Genomic DNA, 20,329 nt, shown 5'->3' on the forward strand with positions numbered 1-20,329 from the left:
TCGAGCCCTGAACCCGGTCCTCCTAGACGGCCTCGAGGACACTGACGTAATTGGCCATACCCACGCCTCCCATGTTCTGGACGGCCGCGCGGCGGGGGTTGTCCAGCTGCATGCCGCCGGCTGTACCGGTGAGCTGCATGGCGGCGATGACGTGCTGTGATACGCCCGTGGCGCCCACCGGGTGGCCCTTGGCCTTGAGTCCACCGGAGACGTTGATAGGCAGTTTGCCGTCCCGGAAAACCCAGCCTTCCTCCACCGCGCGGGCTCCTTCGCCGGGCCCAGTCAGCCCCATCGCCTCGTACATCAGCAGTTCCGCGATGGTGAAGCAGTCATGGACTTCGGCGAAGTCCAGGTCTTCAAGCCCGATGCCGGCCATCACCATTGCGCGCTGCCAGGACATGCGGGTGGCTGCGAAGGCGGTGGGGTCCCGCCGCTCGGCGGGGAAGAAGTCGTTCGCGTGGCCAAATCCGGCGAGCCGCACCGGTGCTGTTACGCCGCCGGTGGGCGTGGTGGACAGCACGACGGCGGCGGCGCCGTCGGACACGGGGGAGCAGTCGGTGCGGCGCAGCGGATCAGCCACCATGGGATTCTTGTCCGAGACTGTTTGGCAGAACTCCTCGCCGAGGTCCTTGCGGAGCTGGGCGTAGGGGTTGTCCACACCGTTGCGGTGGTTCTTCGCTGCAATGGTCCCGAGGATGTTTCCCAGCATGCCGTCTCCGTAGCGCTTCCCATAGTGCTTGGCGACGTCGGCAAAGAGTCCAGTGAAGCCCGTGGTGGAGGCGTGGCCGGCCATGTCGTAATCGGCGCCGAGGAGCGCAGCGCCCACGACGTCGGCGCTGGCGTGGGTCATTTTCTCGGCCCCGATCACCAGAACGGTCTTGGCTGTGCCGGCAAGAAGCGATTTGGTGCCCTGTTGGAAGGCGGCCGACCCGGACGCACAGGCGTTCTCCACCCTCGTAGCCGGGACGTTGGCCAGCTGGTCAGAGACCTGCAACGCCAGCGAGGACGGGAAAGCCAGGGGCATCATGCCGGAGTTGAATTGGCCAAGGTAGATCTCGTCGATCTGGCCGGGTTCGATTCCTGAGTTGGCGATGGCCTCGGAGGCAACGTGGACGATCAGGGATTCAAGGGTTTCGTCAGTCAGCTTGCCGAAGCGGCTGTGACCCCAGCCCGTGAGCAGGATGTCCTTGCCGAACTGTTCCTTCAGACTCATGCTGTGGCTCCTTCGAGGGTGGGGCTTTCAATCGCCACAGTGAATTCTGCCTCGGTCTTCGCCCGGAGCTGCTCCACGGTGACCCCCGGCGCGAGGCGGGTGAGGGTGAGTTGCCGGCCACCTGTTTTTTGTTCGTTCCTTACATCTGTTGCGAAGAGATCAAAAACCGCGAGGTCGCTGATGATCCGGTCCACCACGCCCAGGCCGGTGAGCGGCAGCGTGCATTCCTTCACGATTTTGGCAGTGCCGTCCTTGGCGTTGTGCTCGGTGAGGACCACCACCCGCGGTGTCCCTGCGACGAGGTCCATGGCGCCGCCCATGCCCTTGACCATCTTTCCCGGGATAGTCCAGTTGGCGAGGTCACCGCTGCCGGAGACCTGCATGGCGCCAAGGATGGCCACCTTCACGTGGCCGCCCCGGATCATGCCGAAGGACGTGGCGGAGTCGAAGATACTCCCGCCCGGCAGGACCGTGACGGTCTGCTTGCCGGCGTTGATGAGATCCGCATCTTCCTCGCCCTCGTAAGGAAACGGCCCCATGCCGAGCAGGCCGTTCTCGCTCTGCAGGACTACGCGGACGCCGTCGGGCAGGTTGTTGGCAACCAGCGTGGGGATGCCGATCCCCAGGTTGACGTAGTCGCCGTCGTTAAGTTCCTCGGCTGCGATGGCAGCCATTTCATCCCTGGTCCAGGCCATGGGGTTCTCCTTTTCTTCGGTCGGTAGGCGGATGTCAGACGGCCAGCGCGGCGGTGTCTTCGGAAACGCGGCGCTGCCGGACCGTGCGCTGTTCGATGTCCTTGACCCTGCTGCCCGCCTGGACCAGGCGCTGGACGTACACGCCCGGCGTGACAATGTGGTTGGGATCCAGCCGGCCCGGTTCCACAATCACCTCGGCCTCCGCTATTGTCACTGCTCCTGCGGTGGCCACCACAGGGTTGAAGTTCCGTGCCGTGTAGCGGTAGACAAGGTTGCCGTCCGTATCGGCAGTGTGCGCATGGACCAGTGCGACGTCGGCCCGGATGGCGCGCTCCTGGATGTACGTCCCGCCGTCGAACTCTTCGTGCGGCTTGCCTTGCGCGACCAGGGTTCCCACCCCGGTCTTTGTGTAGAAGGCGGGGATGCCGGAGCCGCCTGCGCGGAGGCGTTCGGCGAGGGTGCCCTGCGGCGTGAACTCAACGTCAAGCTTTCCGGCGAGGTACTGCTCGGCGAAGAGCTTGTTTTCGCCCACGTAGGAGGCAATGACCTTGCGGACCTGGCCCGCCTCAATCAGGATCCCCAGCCCCTTGCCATCCACCCCCATATTGTTCGAGACCACCGTCAGGCCCTGCACGCCCGAATCACGGACGGCTTCGATCAGGTCCGCGGGAATCCCGCTCAGGCCAAAACCGCCGACAGCGAGGGTCATCCCGTCCCGCAGCACATCTCGCAGGGCGTCGAGAGCGCCTGTTTTCAGCTTGGACATGTGGTCTCCTCATTGAGCGTTTCTGACCAATCCACCTTATGGACTAGGCCTCTGGGTTTGGAGCGTACGGGAGGAAAACTCCCGCTGTCAATGTCCAATCTCGCGTGTAAATTCGCCGGTTTTACAGTGTGGACGGTAGTCTCTTTTCTGTCCACATTATGGATACAAGGGAGCAGAATGAGTCAACTTCCCGTGCAGGGAGCGCAAGTGGCTACGCGCATTGCCGGACTGTTACGAATCATTGGCCGCAAGCCGGAGGGGAGTCCGCTGGTGGAGTTGGTCCGGGAGTCGGGACTCACGCGGCCCACCATCCACCGGCTCCTGAATTCGCTGGCAGCCGAGGGGCTGCTGGATCACGAGGCACGTACAGGCAACTGGGTCCTGGGGCCGGAAATTCTGCTGATGGGTTCCGTAGCTTCCGCACGGTTTCCGCTGGAGGAGATTGCCCGGCCCAGCCTTCGCCGGCTGGCCGGGGAAACCGGGGAAAGTGCCTTCTTCTCCGTCCGCCGCGGGGCAGAAACGGTCTGCCTGCTGCGCGAAGAGGGCAGCTTTCCCGTCCGCTCCTTCGTCCTGCATGAAGGCGTTCGCTTTCCCCTGGGCGTCGCCTCCGCGGGAACGGCGATCATGGCATTCCTGGCTGAAGTCGAGCAGGAGCAGTTGCTGGAGAACTGGCCTGCACACGCCGGGCAGTTCGCGGAAGCCCACACCGAAAGCGTCGTCCGGGCCAGCCTGGCGAAGACCAGGCGCGCTGGCTACTCCGTGAACCCCGGCCTGGTGCTGGAGGGCAGCTGGGGGATGGGTGCCGCCGTCTTCGATCCCTCCGGGCGTCCGGCCTGGGCGCTCTCCCTCACTGGCATCGAACCACGCTTCCGCGAGGACCGCCAAGACTCCCTGGGAAGGCTGCTGATGGAGGAAGCCCACCGGATCACCGCTCAGCTCGGCGGCCGCGGCAAAGACCTGTTGTGATGGCAGGAACGGCGGGCCCGGGCTGACGCTAGAGTGCCGCACCCAAAGGAGCCAGGGAAATCAGCACCAGGATCTACAAGGCCCTTCACCTGGGCGCGGGAGCGTTCACTTCCACCAGGTGTCGAAGATGGTGACCGGGACCGTGCGCTTGTGGCGGGTGCGGAGGTATTTTTGCTCGATCAGCTCGGCGGCGGCTTCGGGCACCTCGCGCCCTTCGAGGTAATCATCGATCTGGTCATAGCTCAGGCCCAGCTCATCCTCGTCAGTGCGGCCGGGCGTGCCGTCCAGGAGGTCGGCCGTGGGAACTTTTTCCCAGACCCGGGCGGGCGCGCCCAGTTCGGCCAGCAGCTCGCGGTTATGTCGCTTGTTCAGGCCAAACAGCGGAAGGATGTCCGCGCCGCCGTCGCCGTATTTCGTGAAGAAGCCGGTAACTGACTCCGCGCCGTGGTCCGTGCCGATCACCAGATAGTTGTATTCGCCGGCCAGGGCGTACTGCGCGGTCATACGGGCGCGGGCCTTCGTGTTGCCCTTGTGAAAATCTGAGATCGAGGCGCCGGCGGTCTTTTCGAACTCATCCTCGAAGCCGTCCACGGCAGCGGAGATATTGAACGTCCACTCCGTCTTCGGCTGGATGAAGTCCAAGGCGGCTTGGGCGTCATCCTCGTCGTGCTGGACACCATAAGGTAGGCGAACGGCCACGAAGTTCGCATCCACGCCCTCTGCCTCCAGTTCCTCCACCGCCAGCTGCGCCAGCCGTCCGGCCAAGGACGAATCCAGGCCGCCGGAAATGCCCAGGACAAAGCCCTTGGTCTGCGTGGCCTTGAGATAGTCCTTGAGGAACGCCACGCGCTTGCGCACCTCCCCGGCGGGGTCGATCCGGGGCTGCACGCCCATTTCTTCGATGATGGTGGCCTGGAGTTCGCGCATGTCACATAGCCTAGCCAGCGGTGTCAACAACGCTCAACTGTGTCCGCTGCTTCACTGCGTCCCGCTGCTCAGGCTGGGTGGGGCCCGTGGAGGCGCGGATGGTCAGTCCGGGGCGGGGCCAGTGGAAGCGCGGATGGTCAGGTGGGTGGGCATGATGGCCAGTTTGCGGCTGGACCGGCCGGGGGTGGGATTGAGCTGGGAGAGCAGCATGGACACCGCCACCCTCCCTGCCTGCTCTATGGGGCTGGCGATGGTGGTCAGTGGGGGATTGCAGAAGTCTGCGCCGAAGATGTCATCAGAGCCAACGATGCTCATGTCCTCGGGGACGCGCATACCCCGTTCACGCAGCCGCTGGAGCATGCCGATGGCCAGCAGATCGTTGAACACAATGCAGGCCGTTGCGCCCGTCCTGACGGCGGCGTCAGCTGCGGCGGCACCGGAAGTGGTCTTGGGAACGAAGGGCCCGATGCGGTGTGTTTCCATGCCACGCTTGGAGGAATCCTCCTCGAAGACCTTCCAGCGCGCCTGGTTGGACCACGACGTAGGCGGGCCGCTGACATAGCAGACGCGGTGATGACCCAGTGAGGAGAGGTGCTCCAAGGCCTGGATGATGGCCGACGGCGTATCGATCACCACGGTGGGTGCACTCGCGGAGGCCCTGTTAATGGTCACGAGTGGCTGGGTTCCGGAGACCTCAGCCAGCTGGGCATCAGTGAGCCTCGAGGCGGCGAGGATAAAGCCGTCGGCGGACCGGCGCATCTTGTGCAGCGCTTCAAGCTCCATCTCGTTTGACTCCTCCGTGTCGACCAGGAGCTGGGTAACGCCGGCGGCCTTGAGTTGGTGCTGGGTTCCTCGGATGATGTCGAAGTAGAACGGGTTGGTGATGTCGGGGACCAGCACCGCCACGGCGTTGGTGCGTCCCGAACTGAGGCCCCTGGCCTGCGAGCTGGGAACGTAATTCAGCTGCGCAGCCAGTTCTTCGATGCGTTGGCGGGTGCGCGGGTTGACCCGGTCCGGCCTGGACAGTGCCCGGGAAACCGTGGACGTAGCAACGCCGGCCAGTTCCGCGATATCGCGGATCGTGGGCATCCGGTCGGTGGGCATCCGGGGTTGGCTCGTGACCGGAGTTTCCGAATTCGCCGTTGCCTTAGCCATGGACCAGCCCTTTCTTATGGTCTGCCCCGGGATTCGCTCCGAAGCAGGAGGCCCACGAGCTGCGCGGTGGGCATCCTCCAAGCATCATCAGACCACGCATGGCAACTTTTGGCAACCGCTTGCCGCAATGTTGCAGCATCCATAGACTGGATTTCGAATCGCCTGCAGTGATGAGCGCCACATGACGTTGTGGCCATGTGGGTGTTCTAGAGGAGAAAACAATGAGGTTTAGATCGTCTACCGGGCTGGCAGCAATCGTCACGGCCGCAGCACTGGCCCTTACCGCCTGCGGCTCAGGAGCAGGAACCACCGGTGGCTCCACAAGCTCTGACGGCAAGGTGGACGGAACGGGCAAGACCCTGAACGTCCTTACCGGTGTCCTTCCCCAGTACCCCGAGCAGCAGAAGCAGTGGCAAGCCGACATCGCGGCCAAGTTCAAGGCGGAGACCGGGGCCGACGTGAAGTTTGAAACCTTCGCCTCCGCAAACGACGAGCTCACGCGAATCCAGACTTCCGTGGTGTCGGGCCAGGGCCCGGACATCTACGGACTCGGCACCACATTCACTCCCACCGCCTACGCCACGAAGGCATTCGTGACCCTGTCCGATGATGATTGGAAGAAGGTTGGCGGCAAGGACCGCTTCAACCAGGCCGCCCTGGGTATCTCCGGTCCCGACGCGGACCACCAGGCCGGTATCCCCTTCGTCAGCCGTCCCTTTGTGATGGCGTACAACAAGGATCTCCTGGCTGCGGCAGGCATCGACAAGCCAGCCACCAGCTGGAATGAGCTTGCGGCGCAAGCCAAGAAGATGACCAAGGACGGCACCTTCGGGATTGCTACGGGCTACAAAGACAACTTCGATCCCTGGAAGTTCATCTGGGCCATGGCTGTCCAGGCGGGGAACCCCCTGGTGGACGGCAACAAGCTCAAGATGGATGATCCCACTGTCAAGAAGGCATACCAGACCTACTTCGGCTGGCTGACCAATGACAAGGTAGTGGACCCCGCATCCGTGGGCTGGAGCAACAGCAACGCAGTGGCAGCGTTCGCCAGCGGCAAAGCCGGTTATCTGATGATGACGACGTCAAGCTCCATCCCGACGCTCAGCAGTTCAGCCGTCGCCGGCAAATTTGCGTACACCCTGATGCCCACCACGCCACCCGGCGAATCCAGCCCGAAGGGTGATGGTGCCAATGCTGCCAGCATCCTCTCCGGCGACAACCTCGTGGTGGCGGATTATTCGAAGCAGAAGGATCTCGCCTTCGCGTACATCAAGCTGATCACGTCCAAGGACGAGCAGCTCAACTACCAGAAGATCTTCGGCGACCTGCCTGCCAATGCCGAGGCACTGGCCAGCCTGACTGACCCCGTGCTCAAGCCAATCGCTGACGCCGCAGCCAAGTCCAAGGCCACGCCGTTCACCGGAGCCTGGGGAGACATCCAGCTCGGCCTGCTGAACGTCACTGTCCAGTCGATTCCAGACCTGTCCAGGGGCAGCATCGATGGGTCAGCCCTCGAAACAAGGATCAAGGAGGCCCAGACCAAGGGCCAGGCGTCCCTTGACCGGGCATCAAAAGGATAAGTACTGATGTCTACCGACGCTTCCAACGAAGTCCGGGTGGCGGCAGAATCCGCCGCCAGCCGGACCTCCCGGACCACCGCTTCCGTGGCGGGTCCGCCACCTGCCGGTGAGGACAACGGGCCCCGCAGGGGCCTGAGCGAACGCAATAGGCCTCTGTGGATGCTTATCCCCGGCGGGGCCCTGATGCTCATCATCATCGTGGTCCCGCTGGTCCTGGGGATCTACATGTCCACCCTCAACCTGGACCAGTACACGCTTCGCCGATGGATCAGTGCACCCTTCATCGGCGTCGAGAACTTCGTGGAAGCAGTCACCACGTCACCGCTGCTGCACGCGGTCTGGCTGAGCGTCAGCTACTCGCTGCTCGCCATGGTGGTCACTCTTCCGCTTGGCATCGCCGCCGCCGTTGCCACGCAGAACGCGTTCAAAGGACGCGCCGTGGTCAGGTCCATCTTCCTCATTCCCTATGTGCTCCCTCATTTGTGGTCGCCACTGTCTGGCGCACCATGTTCCAGCCCGAAGGCATCGTCGACAGGGGGCTGGGCTTGGTCGGCATCCATACAGGACTGTGGCTGAACGGCCCTCAGACTTTCTGGACGCTGGTCCTGGTCCAGATCTGGGCATCCTGGCCCTTCATCTACCTGCTCGCCCTGTCCGGACTGCAGTCCGTGGACCACGAGGTCCATGAAGCTTCGGCCTTGGATGGCGCCCTGTGGTGGAACAAACTCCGGTACGTGATCTTCCCCTACCTGAAGGGCCCGCTCTCGCTGGCCTTCCTGATCGGCATGTTGCACCACATCAACAACTTCACGCTTCCTTACGTGCTGTTCGGAGTCCCGGCGCCATCCGACGTCGAAGTGCTCCCCATCCTTACCTATGTCACGAGCTTCCAAAGCTTCCGCTTCGGGTTGAGTGCGGCCATGGCCTTCATCTCCCTGGTGTTGATCGCCATCCCGCTGTTTGTCTACCTTCGCGCGGTCAAGCTTGACGACGCCGAGTCACCTGGAGCCAAGAAATGACTACCTCCACCGCAAGCAAGCGTCGAAATGCGGCCATGGCCGCCTCTGTCCCCCGCCCCGGCTCCGCACGGCAACACGAAGTAACAAGGCTCCTGCCCCGTCCACTGCTCGCCATCATCCTGGTGTTCTTGGGTGCCCTGGTCCTGATTCCGGTGCTGTACATCTTCCTGGCATCGGTGAACTCGGACATCGGCGTGGCAAACGGCGAGTTTTGGCCCTCGACCGTCACGTTGCAGAACTACTCCAGTATCTGGACCAGTGTGGGCCTGGCCACGGGCCTGACCAACAGCGTCCTGGTGGCAGGAGCAACAGCAGTTGTCTCGGCGGCGATGTCGGTGTCCACGGCTTTTGTCCTCGTGCGTTACAGCTTCCGGGGCCGCCTTACCATCCTGCGCGGACTTCTCGCGCTGCAGTCCGTGCCCGGAACGCTCATGGTGCTCCCCGTGTTTGTGCTGTTTTCGTCGGCCGCCACATATCTCGGCATCCAGGTCATCGGGACGCAATGGGGATTGTTCGTCACGTACCTGACGTTCGCCATGCCGTTTTCCACCTGGGTCATGGTTACCTATCTGCGGGGCCTGCCCCGCGAACTGGAGGAGGCGGCGCGGATCGATGGCGCCAGCAATGTGGGCGTCCTCTTCAGGATCATCCTGCCGCTGAGCTGGCCGGGCATCGTTGTCTCGGGCATCTTTGCCTTCCTGCTGGGCTGGAACGACGTCCTCTTCGCGTCCGTCATGACCCGTCCGGAAAGCCAGACCGCTGCTGTGGCACTGCAGATCTTCGGTGCGTCCCAGGAAGGCGGTGCGATCCCGTTCTATGGCCAGATGATGGCAGCGGCCCTGGTCTGCGCAGCGCCAGTGGTGATTCTGTACCTGATTTTCCAGCGTTACCTAGTTGGCGGGCTCACCGCCGGAGGAGTTAAATAACCATGGTTTCAACCACCCAGTCCGCGTGGCCGCTGTCCGGCTTCGGGGACGAGATCGACGACGACCCGGCAGTCCAGATCGCGGTGCTGCAGGCGCTTGGCGCCAACCACATCGAGGTGCGCAGCGCGTGGGGCACCAACATCGTTGACCTCTCTGAGGACCAGCTCAAGGCCCTCGGCCAGCTGCTGTCCGAAAAGGGGATGAAAGTGTCGGCCATCGCCTCGCCCATCGGCAAGGTGGACGTCAGCCTTCCCGTTGAACACGAGGTGGAACGCCTCCGCCGGGCCGCCCATGCAGCGAAAGTCCTCGACGCAAAATACATCCGCATCTTCTCCTTCTACTACGGCGAATCCGTGGCCGTGGACAGCATCCGCAACGACGTCATCGAGCGGATGCGCGCCCTGGCCGCCGTCGCCGAGGAGGAAGGCGTGATCCTGCTGCACGAGAACGAGAAGGACATTTTCGGGGACGTTCCGGACCGCGTACTGGACATCATCGAAACGGTGAACTCCCCGGCCCTGAAAGTGGCCTGGGACGCCGCCAACTTCGTCCAGGTGGGCGTGAAGCCCTTTGACGAGGCCTATGCCAAACTGCGACCGCACCTGGAGTACCTCCAGGTCAAGGACGCGCTGTTCACCAACGGACACGTTGTTCCTGCCGGCGAAGGTGACGGCGACGTGCTGCGGACGGTGGAGGCACTGAAGGCGGATGGCTACAGCGGCTTCGCCTCCCTTGAGCCGCATCTGGCCGGCGCGCACGGCCTTGGCGGATTTTCCGGTCCCACGGCATTCGGTATTGCCGCACGCGCATTCGCCAAAGTAACAGCAGAAGCAGGAGTCCAGACAGCATGAGTGACACGTTGAACGTAGCCATCGCCGGGTGCGGCGTCATCGGACGCACCCACGCGGTGGCCATCCACGAATTCGCTGAGGCGGGCATCGTGGCCCTGGTTGACGTTATTCCTGATGCGGCCGAGTCCCTTGCGGACTTCATCGAGAAGAGCGGACGCCCCCGGCCGTCTGTTTACACCACCCTTGAGGCCGCTTTCGCTGCTGCCGACATACACCTCGTGGCTCTGGCCACGCCCAGCGGGCTGCACATCCAGCAAGGCCTCGAAGTGCTGGCCGCCGGAAAGCACGTAGTGATCGAGAAGCCGCTGGACGTGGATCTGAACCGGGCCCAGGAGATCGAGGCGGCGGCACGGGAAGCCGCTCGCCGCGGCGTCGTCGCCGCGGTGATCAGCCAGCACCGCTTTGACCGGTCCAGCCTGGCCGTTGCGGATGCAGTGGCCAAGGGCCGCTTCGGCCGGCTGACTTCGGCCATCGCCTCCGTGGCGTGGTGGCGCGGGCAGGGCTACTACGACTCCGGTGACTGGCGGGGCACATGGTCGATGGATGGCGGCGGCGCCCTGATGAACCAGGGCGTCCACACCGTTGACCTGCTCCTCTGGTTCATGGGACGGCCCGTCGAGATCCACGCTCACACGGCGCGCCTTGCCCACGAACGGATCGAAGTCGAGGACACCGCCGTGGCCACCGTGACGTTCGAAAACGGCGGCCTGGCAGTGCTGCACGCCACCACGGCCGCGTACCCCGGGCTGACGGTCCGGGTTCAGCTGATGGGCTCGGAAGGCTCAGCCGTAGTGGACAACGACCAGCTGCAGTATTTCCACTCCAAGGATGCCGGCGGTGACTCTGCCGACATGGGGCTGCAGGGCGGGGGCAACCAGGCCGAACAGGAACTGGCCAAGTACCCGGAAGAAGACTACGAGGCCAAGGACCCCACTGTTTATCCGGCAGGGCACGTCCGCCAGTACCGCGACATCCTCGGGGCAATCGCCGAAGGCCGCCAGCCAGGTGTGACCGTCAGCGATGCCGTCAACGCCCTGGCTACCGTGCGGGCCGTCTACGTGTCGGCCACCCTGAATCAGGCAGTCCTGTTCGACGACGTCCTGGCCGGCAAGTACAACGACCTCGAAGTCCGCACGGGCAGCACCCCGACAGAAAGCATCTGACGCGATGAAATTCTCAGTATTCACGGCCTCCACGCCCGACTGGACCCCCGAGGAGGCGGTCACCACGCTGGCCGGACAGGGGTGGGACGGCATCGAATGGCGGATCACCGACCAGGCAGACGCGCCGGAGCCGGGTTTCTGGGCCGGTAACAAGGCCTCCATCCCGCTGACCGGGCTCGAAGACAACATCGAGCGCATCGCCACCATCACCCGCAAGGCAGGCCTGGAGTTCTCCGGGATCGGCGGCTACGCGCGGTGTGACAACCGCGACGACGTCGAACGCATGCTGGCGGCCACCGCCGCGCTGGGTGCCGGCCAGGTCCGGGTGACCACGCCGGCGCTCGGTACAGCCGTTTGGGGTAACCAGGAGCCGAGCGGAACCCCGTACCCTGTCCTGTTTGAGGCAGCCCGCCGCGACTTCGAGTGGGTCGCCGACCGTGCAGCCCACTACGGCGTCAAGGCGCTGGTGGAACTGCACCACCGCACCATCACGGCCTCGGCATCGTCGGCCCGCCGCCTGCTGGAGGGACTGGATCCGCAGCACGTGGGGGTCATCCATGACCTGGGCAATCTTCTCATCGAGGGCCAGGAGGACTACCTGCCGGCGTTCGAGCTGTTGGGGGAGTATCTGGCACACATCCATGTCAAGAACGCTGTCTGGGTCCGCGGAGATGAGACGGACGCCTCCGGAGCGGCCGTGTTCCAGAACGAATGGGCGCCCCTGAAGACCGGCCAAGGCAGCGTCCTGGAGTATTTCAAGGCGCTTGCCGCGTACGGCTACGACGGCTGGGTCACGGTGGAGGACTTTTCGACAGAGCTTCCCTTGGCTGAACGTACCGCCGGAAACCTTGAGTACCTGCGGAGCACGGCGGCCCTCGCCGGGCTCACCGCCGGGGCCGGGGCGCGCTGAAACCATGGCACAGCCGATAGCAGCCCACCCGGACCGGCTCCTTCCCGCGGATCCCGGCGTGCGGGCGATCGCCCGCACGCTGTACTCCGCTGTGGAGGGACTCCCGATCATCTCCCCGCACGGCCACGTGGACGCCGCCGTCATCGAACGGAACCTGCCATTCCCCGATCCTGCCGCACTGCTCGTCACGCCGGACCACTACGTGACGCGGCTGATCCATGCTGGCGGAGTCCCGATGGACCAGCTGGGCCTGGGCGGTTCGACGTCGGACTCGCGGCAGGTCTGGCGCAACTTCTGCCAGGCGTGGCCGGCCTTCGAGGGAACGGCGTCCGGATACTGGATCCGGCAGGAATTCGAGCATGTCTTCGGGGTACACGAAGAACCCACGGCCGCGAATGCGGACAGGATCTTCGACGCCATCTCAGCCAAACTTGGCGAACCAGGCTTCCGGCCACGCGAACTGTTCAAGGAATTCAATATCGAGGTGCTCGCCACCACGGATGACCCCCTGGATTCCCTTGAAAGCCACGCGGCGCTGGCCGCAGATCCGGCCTTCGCCGGCCGGGTGCTGCCAACGTTCCGTCCGGACCAGTACCTGAATATCGCCCATCCGGCCTGGAACGAGAACGTGGAACGACTGATTGCCGCCGGCGGCCCAGGTGCTTCGGGATATGAGGGCTACATCGGCGCGCTCGAAGCGCGACGCCGGCACTTCGTGGAGAATGGCGCCGTATCTGCCGACCATGGAGTCCGGACTCCGGCCACCCTCAAACTGGACGACGCCGATGCGGCGCGGATTTTCGAGCGGGCGCGGGCGGGAAACGCCACGCCGGAGGACCGCGATGCCTTCGAGGCCCACATGGTGTACCAGATGGCCAGGATGTCCGTCGAAGACGGCCTGGTCATGACGATCCATCCCGGCTCGTACCGGAACCACCACGGCCCCACGTTCGAGGCATTTGGCGCGGACACCGGCCACGACATCCCGTTCGCCGTGAACTACACGGAGGCCATCCGGCCCCTGCTGCAGGACTTCGGCACGGCCAAGGACTTCCATCTGGTGCTGTTCACCCTGGACGAGACTGTGTTCTCGCGGGAGCTTGCGCCGCTGGCCGGGTTCTACCCCTCCGTCTACATTGGCGCCCCCTGGTGGTTTCTGGACGCGCCGGATGCGATGCTGCGTTTCCGCGCGGCGGTCACGGAAACGGCAGGTTTTTCCAGGTCCTCGGGATTCATCGATGACACGCGGGCGTTCTGCTCTATCCCGGCCCGCCACGACACCTCGCGGCGGATCGAGTCAGCATTCCTGGCCCGGCTGGTGGCCGAACACCGGATCAGCGAAGACCGCGCCCAGGAACTGATCGTGGACATCGTGGATTCCTCGCCGCGACGGGTGTTCAAGCTGTGACCGGCGGCCAACTGCCTAGGCTGGACCGGACGTTCTGGCCGCTGCCCCAAGCGCCGGTGAGGATCGTGCACCTGGGCCTCGGAGCATTCCATCGCTCACATCAGGCCTGGTACACCCAGCACGCCCCGGATGCGGCGGACTGGGGGATCGCCGCCTTCACCGGCCGCCGCCCGGACGCTGCCCTGGCTTTGGCGGCGCAGGACGGCCTGTTCACGATCATTGATCGGTCAGGCAACGGCGACGACTTTGAAGTCATCGGAAGCATTGTGGAAGCAGTGGACGGCGCCGACGTCGGACGCCTCTGTGAGCTGGTGTCCGCCCCTGAGACTGCGGTGGTCACCCTGACCATCACGGAGGCCGCCTACGGCCTGGCCTCGGACGGCAGCTTCGACGCCGGCTCCTCCGCCGTGGCTGGCGATCTCGCCGTGCTGGCCGGCGGCACGGGTACGGCTGGCAACGCCGGTCCAGCAGTGACACCCACGACGCCGTTGGGCCGGCTGGTCCTGGCCCTCGCCGCCCGCAGGGACGCGGGGGCTGGACCGGTCGCCGTCGTCAGTTGCGACAACCTCTCAGGGAACGGTGAGGTTGCCCGCCGTGCCATCGTCGGCTTGGCGGAGGCCTGGGACATGGACGTGGCGGCCTGGATCGCGGAAAACGTCAGTTTTGTCAGTTCGTCCGTTGACCGGATTACCCCGCGGACCACCGACGCGGATGTTGCTGAAGTGGAGGAGCGCTGCGGTTACCGCGACGGCTCGCCGGTGGTGGCAGAGCCCTTCCGCGACTGGGTGCTGAGCGGTGACTTCCCGGCCGGCCGGCCCCGCTGGGAGGACGCGGGCGCCGTCGTCGTGGATGACATTGAACCGTACGAAAACCGCAAACTCTGGCTCCTGAACGGCGCGCACTCGCTCCTGGCATATGCGGGGCAGTTGCGTGGCCACACCACGGTGGCTGAGGCCCTCGAGGATCCGCTCTGCAGGGAGGCTGTGGAGGCGTTCTGGGATGAGGCGTCCGCGCACCTGCCGGAGGAGGATCTCCACATTCCCGAGTACCGCGAGGCGCTGCGCGCCAGGTTCGGCAACAGGCGGATAGCCCACCACCTTTCGCAGATCGCGGCGGACGGCACCACCAAACTGCGCATGCGGGCCCTGCCGGTCCTGGTGGCCGAAAGATCCGAGGGCCGCTCCGGAGCGGGCAGCGCGCTGATGCTGGCCGCATGGATTGACTACGTGGGCCAGGAGGATTCGGTGCAGGACCCGCTGTCGTCTGCCATCCGCACAGCCAACGGGTCGGCGGGGCACGAGCGCGTGGCCACCCTCCTCAACCTTGTCAGTCCGCAACTCTCGGACGACCCGGAAATCGTGTCCTTGGTGGCCTCCCGTTGCGGGACACTCACCACGGACACCTCAGAAGGCGCAGACGCCACCGACAGCGGTGGCAGTACGTCCGCCACCTCCGCACCGCACCTGATTCCCGGAAGGAACAGCTGAAGTTCATGAAGATCGTCGCAGCAGAAGTATTTGTCACCAGCCCGTCCCGTAACTTCGTGACACTCAGGATCACCACGGAGGACGGTGTGACCGGTATCGGTGATGCCACCCTGAACGGCCGTGAGCTTGCGGTCGCCGCGTACCTGAAGGAGCATGTGGCCCAGCTGCTGATCGGCAAGGACCCGCACCGGATCGAGGACACCTGGCAGTTCCTGTACCGCAGCGCCTACTGGCGCCGCGGTCCGGTGACGATGGCGGCGATCGCCGCGGTGGACATGGCCCTGTGGGACATCAAGGGGAAGATGGCGGGGATGCCGGTTTACCAGCTCCTTGGCGGTGCTTCCCGCAACGGGCTGCGGGCCTACGGTCACGCCTCGGGCGCCGACATTCCGGCATTGTTTGATTCCGTCCGGGAGCACCTGGAACTCGGCTACAAGTCGGTCCGGATCCAGACCGCCGTACCCGGCATCAAGGCCCTGTACGGCGTAGCTGCCCAGGCGCAGGCCTCGGGCGAGCGTTACGACTACGAGCCCGCCGGCCGCGGCGCCTTCCCGGTGGAGGAGGACTGGGACACCCGGGCCTACCTGCGCCACCTGCCTTCGGTGTTCGAGGCGGTCCGGAACGAGTTCGGCCCGGAGATCCCGCTGCTGCACGACGGCCACCACCGGATGACGCCCATCCAGGCCGCGAAGCTGGGCAAGGCTTTGGAGCCTTATGACCTGTTCTGGCTGGAGGACTGCACTCCGGCCGAGAACCAGGAGGCCTTGCGCCTGGTCCGCCAGCACACCACCACCCCGCTGGCCATCGGTGAAATCTTCAACACCGTGTACGACTACCAGACCATCATTAAGGAACAGCTCATCGACTACGTCCGGGCCGCTTCCACCCACTTTGGCGGCATTTCCCCGTTGAAGAAGGTCATGGACTTCGCCGCGCAGTACCAGATCAAGTCCGGTTTCCACGGCCCCACCGACATCTCTCCGGTCGGCTTCGCCGCGCAGCTGCACGTGGGCCTGGCCATCCACAACTACGGCATCCAGGAATACATGCAGCACTCGGACAAGACCAACGAGGTCTTCGAGCAGTCCATGACCTTTGTTGATGGATACCTGCACCCGGGCGACAAGCCAGGCATCGGAGTCGAGTTCAACGAGGATGCCGCAGCCGCCTTCCCCTACCAGCAGGCCTACCTGCCCTACAACCGCCTCGTGGACGGCACGGTGCATGACTGGTGAGAAAAACATCACTGGTGAGAAGGCACGACTGGTGACTGCTGGCGTATCCATCTCACCGCAAGAAACCACGCCCTCACCGGCAGGGGCGGACAAACTCCGCATCGTCGTGATGGGCGTTTCCGGCTGCGGTAAGACCACCATCGGCGACCTCGTGGCGCGCGGGCTGGGCCTACCGTTTCTCGACGGCGATTCCCTCCATCCGGTGGAAAACGTCGCCAAGATGGCAGCCGGCACGCCCCTGACGGACGAGGACCGCTGGCCCTGGCTCGCCACCGTAGGATCGGAACTCGCCGCTGCCGGAGACGGCGGCCTGGTGCTCGCCTGCTCAGCCCTGCGCCGGAGCTACCGCGACGCCATCCGGGCCCAGGCCCCGGACACCCTGTTCCTTCACCTGGATGGCAGCAAAGAGGTGCTGGGAGCGCGAATCGAGGGGCGGTCCGGGCATTTCATGCCGCCCGCATTGCTGGAGTCCCAGTTGGCAACCCTGGAACCGCTTGAGGCGGACGAGGCAGGGATGGTGGTGGACATCGCCGCCCCTGTTGACGCCGTCGTGGCGGCGGCGCTGGCCGGCATCCCGGGTGTTGCCACAGGCGCCAGGACCCAACCCGCCCAACCCGCCCAACCCGCCAAGACTGCCAGCAGCGGAGGCACCGGGGTGCGCCAGCCCGACGTCGACCTTCAGGCAGCGCCTTTCAACCTGGACGATGCGGCTATCGCCTGGGTGGAGTCCGTCCTCGGGTCGATGACGCTCGAGGAAAAGATCGGGCAGCTTTTCATCAACCACAACAATGACTACTCCCCGGAGTACCTTGACGGCGTCCTGGACGCCTACCACGTCGGCGGGATGCGTTACCGTCCCGGCCCATCCTCCGCAGTCCAGGAGCACATCCGGTATGCCCAGTCGAAAACCAAGGTGCCGCTGCTGATAGCGTCCAACCCTGAAATGGGCGGTGCCGGAAGCTGCGATGACGGCACCTTCGTCTGCACGCACCTGCAGGCCGGCTCGCACCCGGACAAGTCCATCGCCCGGCAAATGGGGCAGGTGGCCGGAGCGGAGACCGCGGCCCTTGGCTGCAACTGGGCGTTCGCCCCGGTTGTGGACATCCACTACAACTGGCGGAACACGGTCATCTCCACCCGATCCTTCGGCAACACACCTGAGATTGTGGTGGAGCGGGCCAAGGAATACTTCGACGGCATCAGCGAGTCGCCAACTGTCTGCGCCATGAAGCACTTTCCGGGCGATGGCGTGGATGAGCGTGACCAGCATGTGGTCACGTCCTACAACACCCTTGGCTACGAGGAGTGGAACCGAAGCTACGGGCACGTGTACCGCGAGCTGATCGGCCACGGTGTGCAGTCCATCATGATCGGCCACATCGGGGCGCCGGAACTGTCCCGGCACTTCCGTCCCGGCATGGCAGACAGGGACATCCTGCCGGCAACCCTGTCTCCCGAGCTGCTCCAGGACCTGCTGCGCGGCGAGCTCGGCTTCAACGGGCTCATCCTCACCGATGCATCACAGATGATCGGCCTGACCCAGGCCATGAAGCGCAAGGACCTGGTCCCGGCCACCATCGCGGCCGGCTGCGACATGTTCCTGTTCTTCCGCAACCCCGCCGAGGACTTCCAGTACATGATGGACGGCTACAAGTCCGGCATCATCACGGAGCAGCGGCTGCACAACGCCCTGCGCCGGATCCTGGCCCTGAAGGCCTCCCTCGGGCTGCACACAACGCCACGGGCGGAGCTGGTCCCTCCTCAAGAAGCGCTTGCCGTCATCGGCAGCGAGGCACACCGTGCCGTCGCCGCGGAAATCGCTGACAAGACCGTCACCCTGGTCAAGGACACGGCCAACAACCTGCCCGTCACGCCGGAAACGCACAAACGCATCCGCCTGTACGGCATCTCGGGTGGCTCCGACTTCACGCGCGGCGACCCCCTCGCCTACCTTGGCATCGTCCAGGACGAGCTGGAGAAAGCAGGCTTTGAGGTGCACCTGTTCCGGACCGCGGAGCAACGCGAAGCTGCGGGGGAGACCGGAACCAACTTCATGTCTGTCATCTCGGAGGAAGCCACGGGCGACTACGCGGAGAAGTACGATGCCGCGCTTGTCTTCGCGAACGTCAAGGGCTTCGCCCAGGAGGCGGCCATCCGGATCAAGTGGTCCTCGCCGATGGCCGCGGAAATCCCGTGGTATGCCACCGAGGTTCCCACCATCTTCGTTTCGCTGAACCAGCCCAACCACCTGATCGACGTCCCCATGGTCAGGACCGCCATCCATGCCCATGCGGGAACACGCGAGGCGATCCGGGCCACCGTTGAAAAGATCCAGGGAAAGTCCGAATTCCAGGGCACGTTCAATGAGAATGTCTTCTGCAATTCGTTTGATACGAGGCTCTGACCCCGGTCCACATCGGCAGGAGATCCCGGCGGAGCGTCAGCGCACGGAACAGACCGGTTGCGTGGCAACTGTCACAAATCCCGCAACCACTAAACTGGAGCCCATGACTTCTTCCACTGACTTTGCGGCCGACACCGCCACTGCCCGTGCCCGCCTGCTGGAACTGATCAAGGAGCTTGCCGTGGTCCGCGGCAAGGTGATCCTCTCCAGCGGTGCAGAAGCCGATTACTACATCGACCTGCGCCGCATCACGCTCCACCACGAGGCCTCCAAGCTGGTGGGGCAGGTCATGCTGGCCCTGGTCGACGACGCCGGCATCGACTTTGAGTGCGCCGGTGGGCTGACCATGGGCGCCGACCCGGTGGGCACGGCAGTGATGCACGCCGCCGTGGACGCCGGACGGAACGTTGACGCCTTTGTGGTCCGAAAGGCCCAGAAGTCTTACGGCATGGGCCGCCAGGTTGAGGGCCCGTCAGTGGAAGGGCGCAAAGTACTGGTGCTCGAGGACACCTCCACCACTGGCGGTTCAGCGCTGACCGCCGTCGAGGGCGTCAAGAACGCCGGAGGCAACGTGGTTGCCGTCGCGGTCATCGTGGACCGGGACACCGGTGCCAAGGAAAAGATCGAAGCCGAGACCGGCGTGCCGTACCTGTTCGCCTTCGGCAAGGACGAGCTGGGACTGGCCTAACCCGGCCGGTCCCGCCAGCTGGCGCCGGGAGCGGCTGGCACCTGACGGACAGGGCCTGACCTGCGGGGTTGGACTCGTGCCTGAGGGTGACTTACCATTTGCCGTAACCCACTTCAGGATCCTTTGGAGAACGTGCACCATGCTCCCGCCAGAACAGCCCTTGAGCACCACCGAGCAAATCCAGAACCTTATTCTGGAAAGCGCCGATTTCGAGGGCTTCCTCAATGAACTAGCCCGGTTCTCTGCCCACCAAATGGCGGGTGACGGCGACGACGCGCTGTGCGGCATCACGCTGCTCCGAGACCGCAAGGCTGCCACGATCGGCTGGAGCAGTGATGCCGCCCGGGAAGTGGATCAAATCCAGTACTCACTGTCTCAGGGCCCATGCCTCACGGCAGCGGAGGAAGAGCGCGAAGTCCACGTGCCGGACCTGTTCGAGGAAGACCGGTGGGGACCGGACTACGCCAACGCAGTGGCGTCCCACGGGCTGCGGTCCGTGCTGTCGCTGCCCTTCGACCTGCAGGGGGACGCCAAAGCAGCCTTGAATCTCTATTCGGACGCGCCGCGCAAGTTCGATGAACGCGCGGCTGCAAAGGCCAGGGGATACACCCGGGAAATCTCCCAGGCGCTCCGTCTGGCCGTACGGTTTTCGCTCCATACGGACAGCGCGGCCAACCTGCGCGCGACGCTGGAATCCCGGACCATCATCGACATTGCGGTGGGGATTGTTATGGCCCAAAACCGGTGCAGCCAGGACGCTGCGATCAGGATCCTCACCGAGGCGTCCAGCAACAGCAACACCAAGCTGCGCGACATCGCCAAATCCTTGGTGGAGTCGGTGGGCGGGACGGGAACGCGCACCCACTACCAGGAGCCTGACCAGGTGCAGGCCGGCTAGGAACTCCTCATTTTCCGGCTTGTGCCGGAACTGCA

The 20,329-nt window shown here is 64.6% G+C and carries 17 protein-coding genes and 1 pseudogene; 13 read left to right on the forward strand and 5 right to left on the reverse strand.

Annotation, left to right across the window (positions count from 1 at the left end; genetic code table 11):
• Window positions 1-22: 22 nt before the first annotated feature.
• Genes J7E83_RS03200 through J7E83_RS03210 form a run of 3 tightly spaced genes read right to left on the reverse strand, consistent with a single transcriptional unit; the run spans window position 23 to window position 2,674 of the window.
• Entirely contained in the window at window positions 23-1,213 is a 1,191-nt protein-coding gene (locus J7E83_RS03200) for an acetyl-CoA acetyltransferase (protein ID WP_214958983.1), read from the reverse strand.
• A complete protein-coding gene (locus tag J7E83_RS03205) occupies window positions 1,210-1,908 on the reverse strand; it encodes a CoA transferase subunit B (protein ID WP_214958985.1) in 699 nt (232 codons plus the stop codon). Before J7E83_RS03205 ends, J7E83_RS03200 begins: the two co-directional genes overlap by 4 nt.
• Window positions 1,909-1,942: 34 nt before the next feature.
• Window positions 1,943-2,674 carry a CoA transferase subunit A gene (locus J7E83_RS03210; RefSeq protein ID WP_214958987.1) on the reverse strand — a complete coding sequence of 244 codons (732 nt, stop codon included), beginning with the start codon at window positions 2,672-2,674 and terminating at the stop codon, window positions 1,943-1,945.
• A gap of 177 nt (window positions 2,675-2,851) precedes the next feature.
• On the opposite strand from J7E83_RS03210, the gene J7E83_RS03215 reads away from it, so the two are divergent.
• Window positions 2,852-3,640 carry an IclR family transcriptional regulator gene (locus J7E83_RS03215; RefSeq protein WP_214958989.1) on the forward strand — a complete coding sequence of 263 codons (789 nt, stop codon included), beginning with the start codon at window positions 2,852-2,854 and terminating at the stop codon, window positions 3,638-3,640.
• 105 nt (window positions 3,641-3,745) lie between these two features.
• Here the strand turns inward: J7E83_RS03215 and nadE are convergent, their stop codons facing one another.
• Both nadE and J7E83_RS03225 read right to left on the reverse strand, forming a co-directional pair.
• Window positions 3,746-4,567 carry an ammonia-dependent NAD(+) synthetase gene (gene nadE / locus J7E83_RS03220; RefSeq protein WP_214958991.1) on the reverse strand — a complete coding sequence of 274 codons (822 nt, stop codon included), beginning with the start codon at window positions 4,565-4,567 and terminating at the stop codon, window positions 3,746-3,748.
• Between the two features lie 102 nt (window positions 4,568-4,669).
• Window positions 4,670-5,671, reverse strand: coding sequence for a LacI family DNA-binding transcriptional regulator (locus J7E83_RS03225; protein ID WP_214959197.1), 1,002 nt, complete (start codon window positions 5,669-5,671; stop codon window positions 4,670-4,672).
• A gap of 272 nt (window positions 5,672-5,943) precedes the next feature.
• Here J7E83_RS03225 and J7E83_RS03230 point away from each other — a divergent pair, with 272 nt between their 5' ends.
• The 12 genes and pseudogenes from J7E83_RS03230 to J7E83_RS03285 all read left to right on the forward strand — a co-directional run bounded on the left by J7E83_RS03230 (window position 5,944) and on the right by J7E83_RS03285 (window position 20,294).
• Complete coding sequence (locus tag J7E83_RS03230) at window positions 5,944-7,305, forward strand: ABC transporter substrate-binding protein (protein ID WP_214958993.1); 1,362 nt, start codon at window positions 5,944-5,946, stop codon at window positions 7,303-7,305.
• Between the two features lie 6 nt (window positions 7,306-7,311).
• Window positions 7,312-8,324 (forward strand): annotated as a pseudogene (locus J7E83_RS03235) (carbohydrate ABC transporter permease).
• The gene (locus J7E83_RS03240; RefSeq protein WP_214958995.1) at window positions 8,321-9,250 is read left to right on the forward strand and encodes a carbohydrate ABC transporter permease; all 930 of its coding nucleotides are present in this window, start codon (window positions 8,321-8,323) and stop codon (window positions 9,248-9,250) included. The pseudogene J7E83_RS03235 and the gene J7E83_RS03240 overlap by 4 nt, the downstream one beginning before the upstream one ends.
• Window positions 9,251-9,252: 2 nt before the next feature.
• A complete protein-coding gene (locus tag J7E83_RS03245; protein WP_214958997.1) occupies window positions 9,253-10,101 on the forward strand; it encodes a sugar phosphate isomerase/epimerase in 849 nt (282 codons plus the stop codon).
• Window positions 10,098-11,264: a Gfo/Idh/MocA family protein gene (locus J7E83_RS03250; protein ID WP_214958998.1), complete on the forward strand. Its 1,167-nt coding sequence runs from the start codon at window positions 10,098-10,100 to the stop codon at window positions 11,262-11,264. The genes J7E83_RS03245 and J7E83_RS03250 overlap by 4 nt, the downstream gene beginning before the upstream one ends.
• A 4-nt stretch (window positions 11,265-11,268) precedes the next feature.
• Window positions 11,269-12,174: a sugar phosphate isomerase/epimerase gene (locus J7E83_RS03255; protein WP_214959000.1), complete on the forward strand. Its 906-nt coding sequence runs from the start codon at window positions 11,269-11,271 to the stop codon at window positions 12,172-12,174.
• Between the two features lie 4 nt (window positions 12,175-12,178).
• Complete coding sequence (uxaC, locus tag J7E83_RS03260; RefSeq protein WP_214959002.1) at window positions 12,179-13,582, forward strand: glucuronate isomerase; 1,404 nt, start codon at window positions 12,179-12,181, stop codon at window positions 13,580-13,582.
• The gene (locus J7E83_RS03265; RefSeq protein WP_214959004.1) at window positions 13,579-15,069 is read left to right on the forward strand and encodes a mannitol dehydrogenase family protein; all 1,491 of its coding nucleotides are present in this window, start codon (window positions 13,579-13,581) and stop codon (window positions 15,067-15,069) included. Before uxaC ends, J7E83_RS03265 begins: the two co-directional genes overlap by 4 nt.
• 5 nt (window positions 15,070-15,074) lie before the next feature.
• Window positions 15,075-16,304, forward strand: a complete 1,230-nt coding sequence (manD, locus tag J7E83_RS03270) for a D-mannonate dehydratase ManD (protein WP_214959006.1) — start codon at window positions 15,075-15,077, stop codon at window positions 16,302-16,304.
• Window positions 16,305-16,413: 109 nt separating this feature from the next.
• Entirely contained in the window at window positions 16,414-18,708 is a 2,295-nt protein-coding gene (locus J7E83_RS03275) for a gluconokinase, GntK/IdnK-type (RefSeq protein WP_251043415.1), read from the forward strand.
• Window positions 18,709-18,811: 103 nt separating this feature from the next.
• Entirely contained in the window at window positions 18,812-19,396 is a 585-nt protein-coding gene (pyrE, locus tag J7E83_RS03280; RefSeq protein ID WP_214959010.1) for an orotate phosphoribosyltransferase, read from the forward strand.
• A gap of 139 nt (window positions 19,397-19,535) precedes the next feature.
• Window positions 19,536-20,294, forward strand: a complete 759-nt coding sequence (locus J7E83_RS03285; protein ID WP_214959012.1) for a GAF and ANTAR domain-containing protein — start codon at window positions 19,536-19,538, stop codon at window positions 20,292-20,294.
• Window positions 20,295-20,329 lie beyond the last annotated feature (35 nt).

Origin of the sequence: Arthrobacter sp. ISL-48, assembly GCF_018613805.1 — a bacterium.
GTDB lineage: Bacteria > Actinomycetota > Actinomycetes > Actinomycetales > Micrococcaceae > Arthrobacter.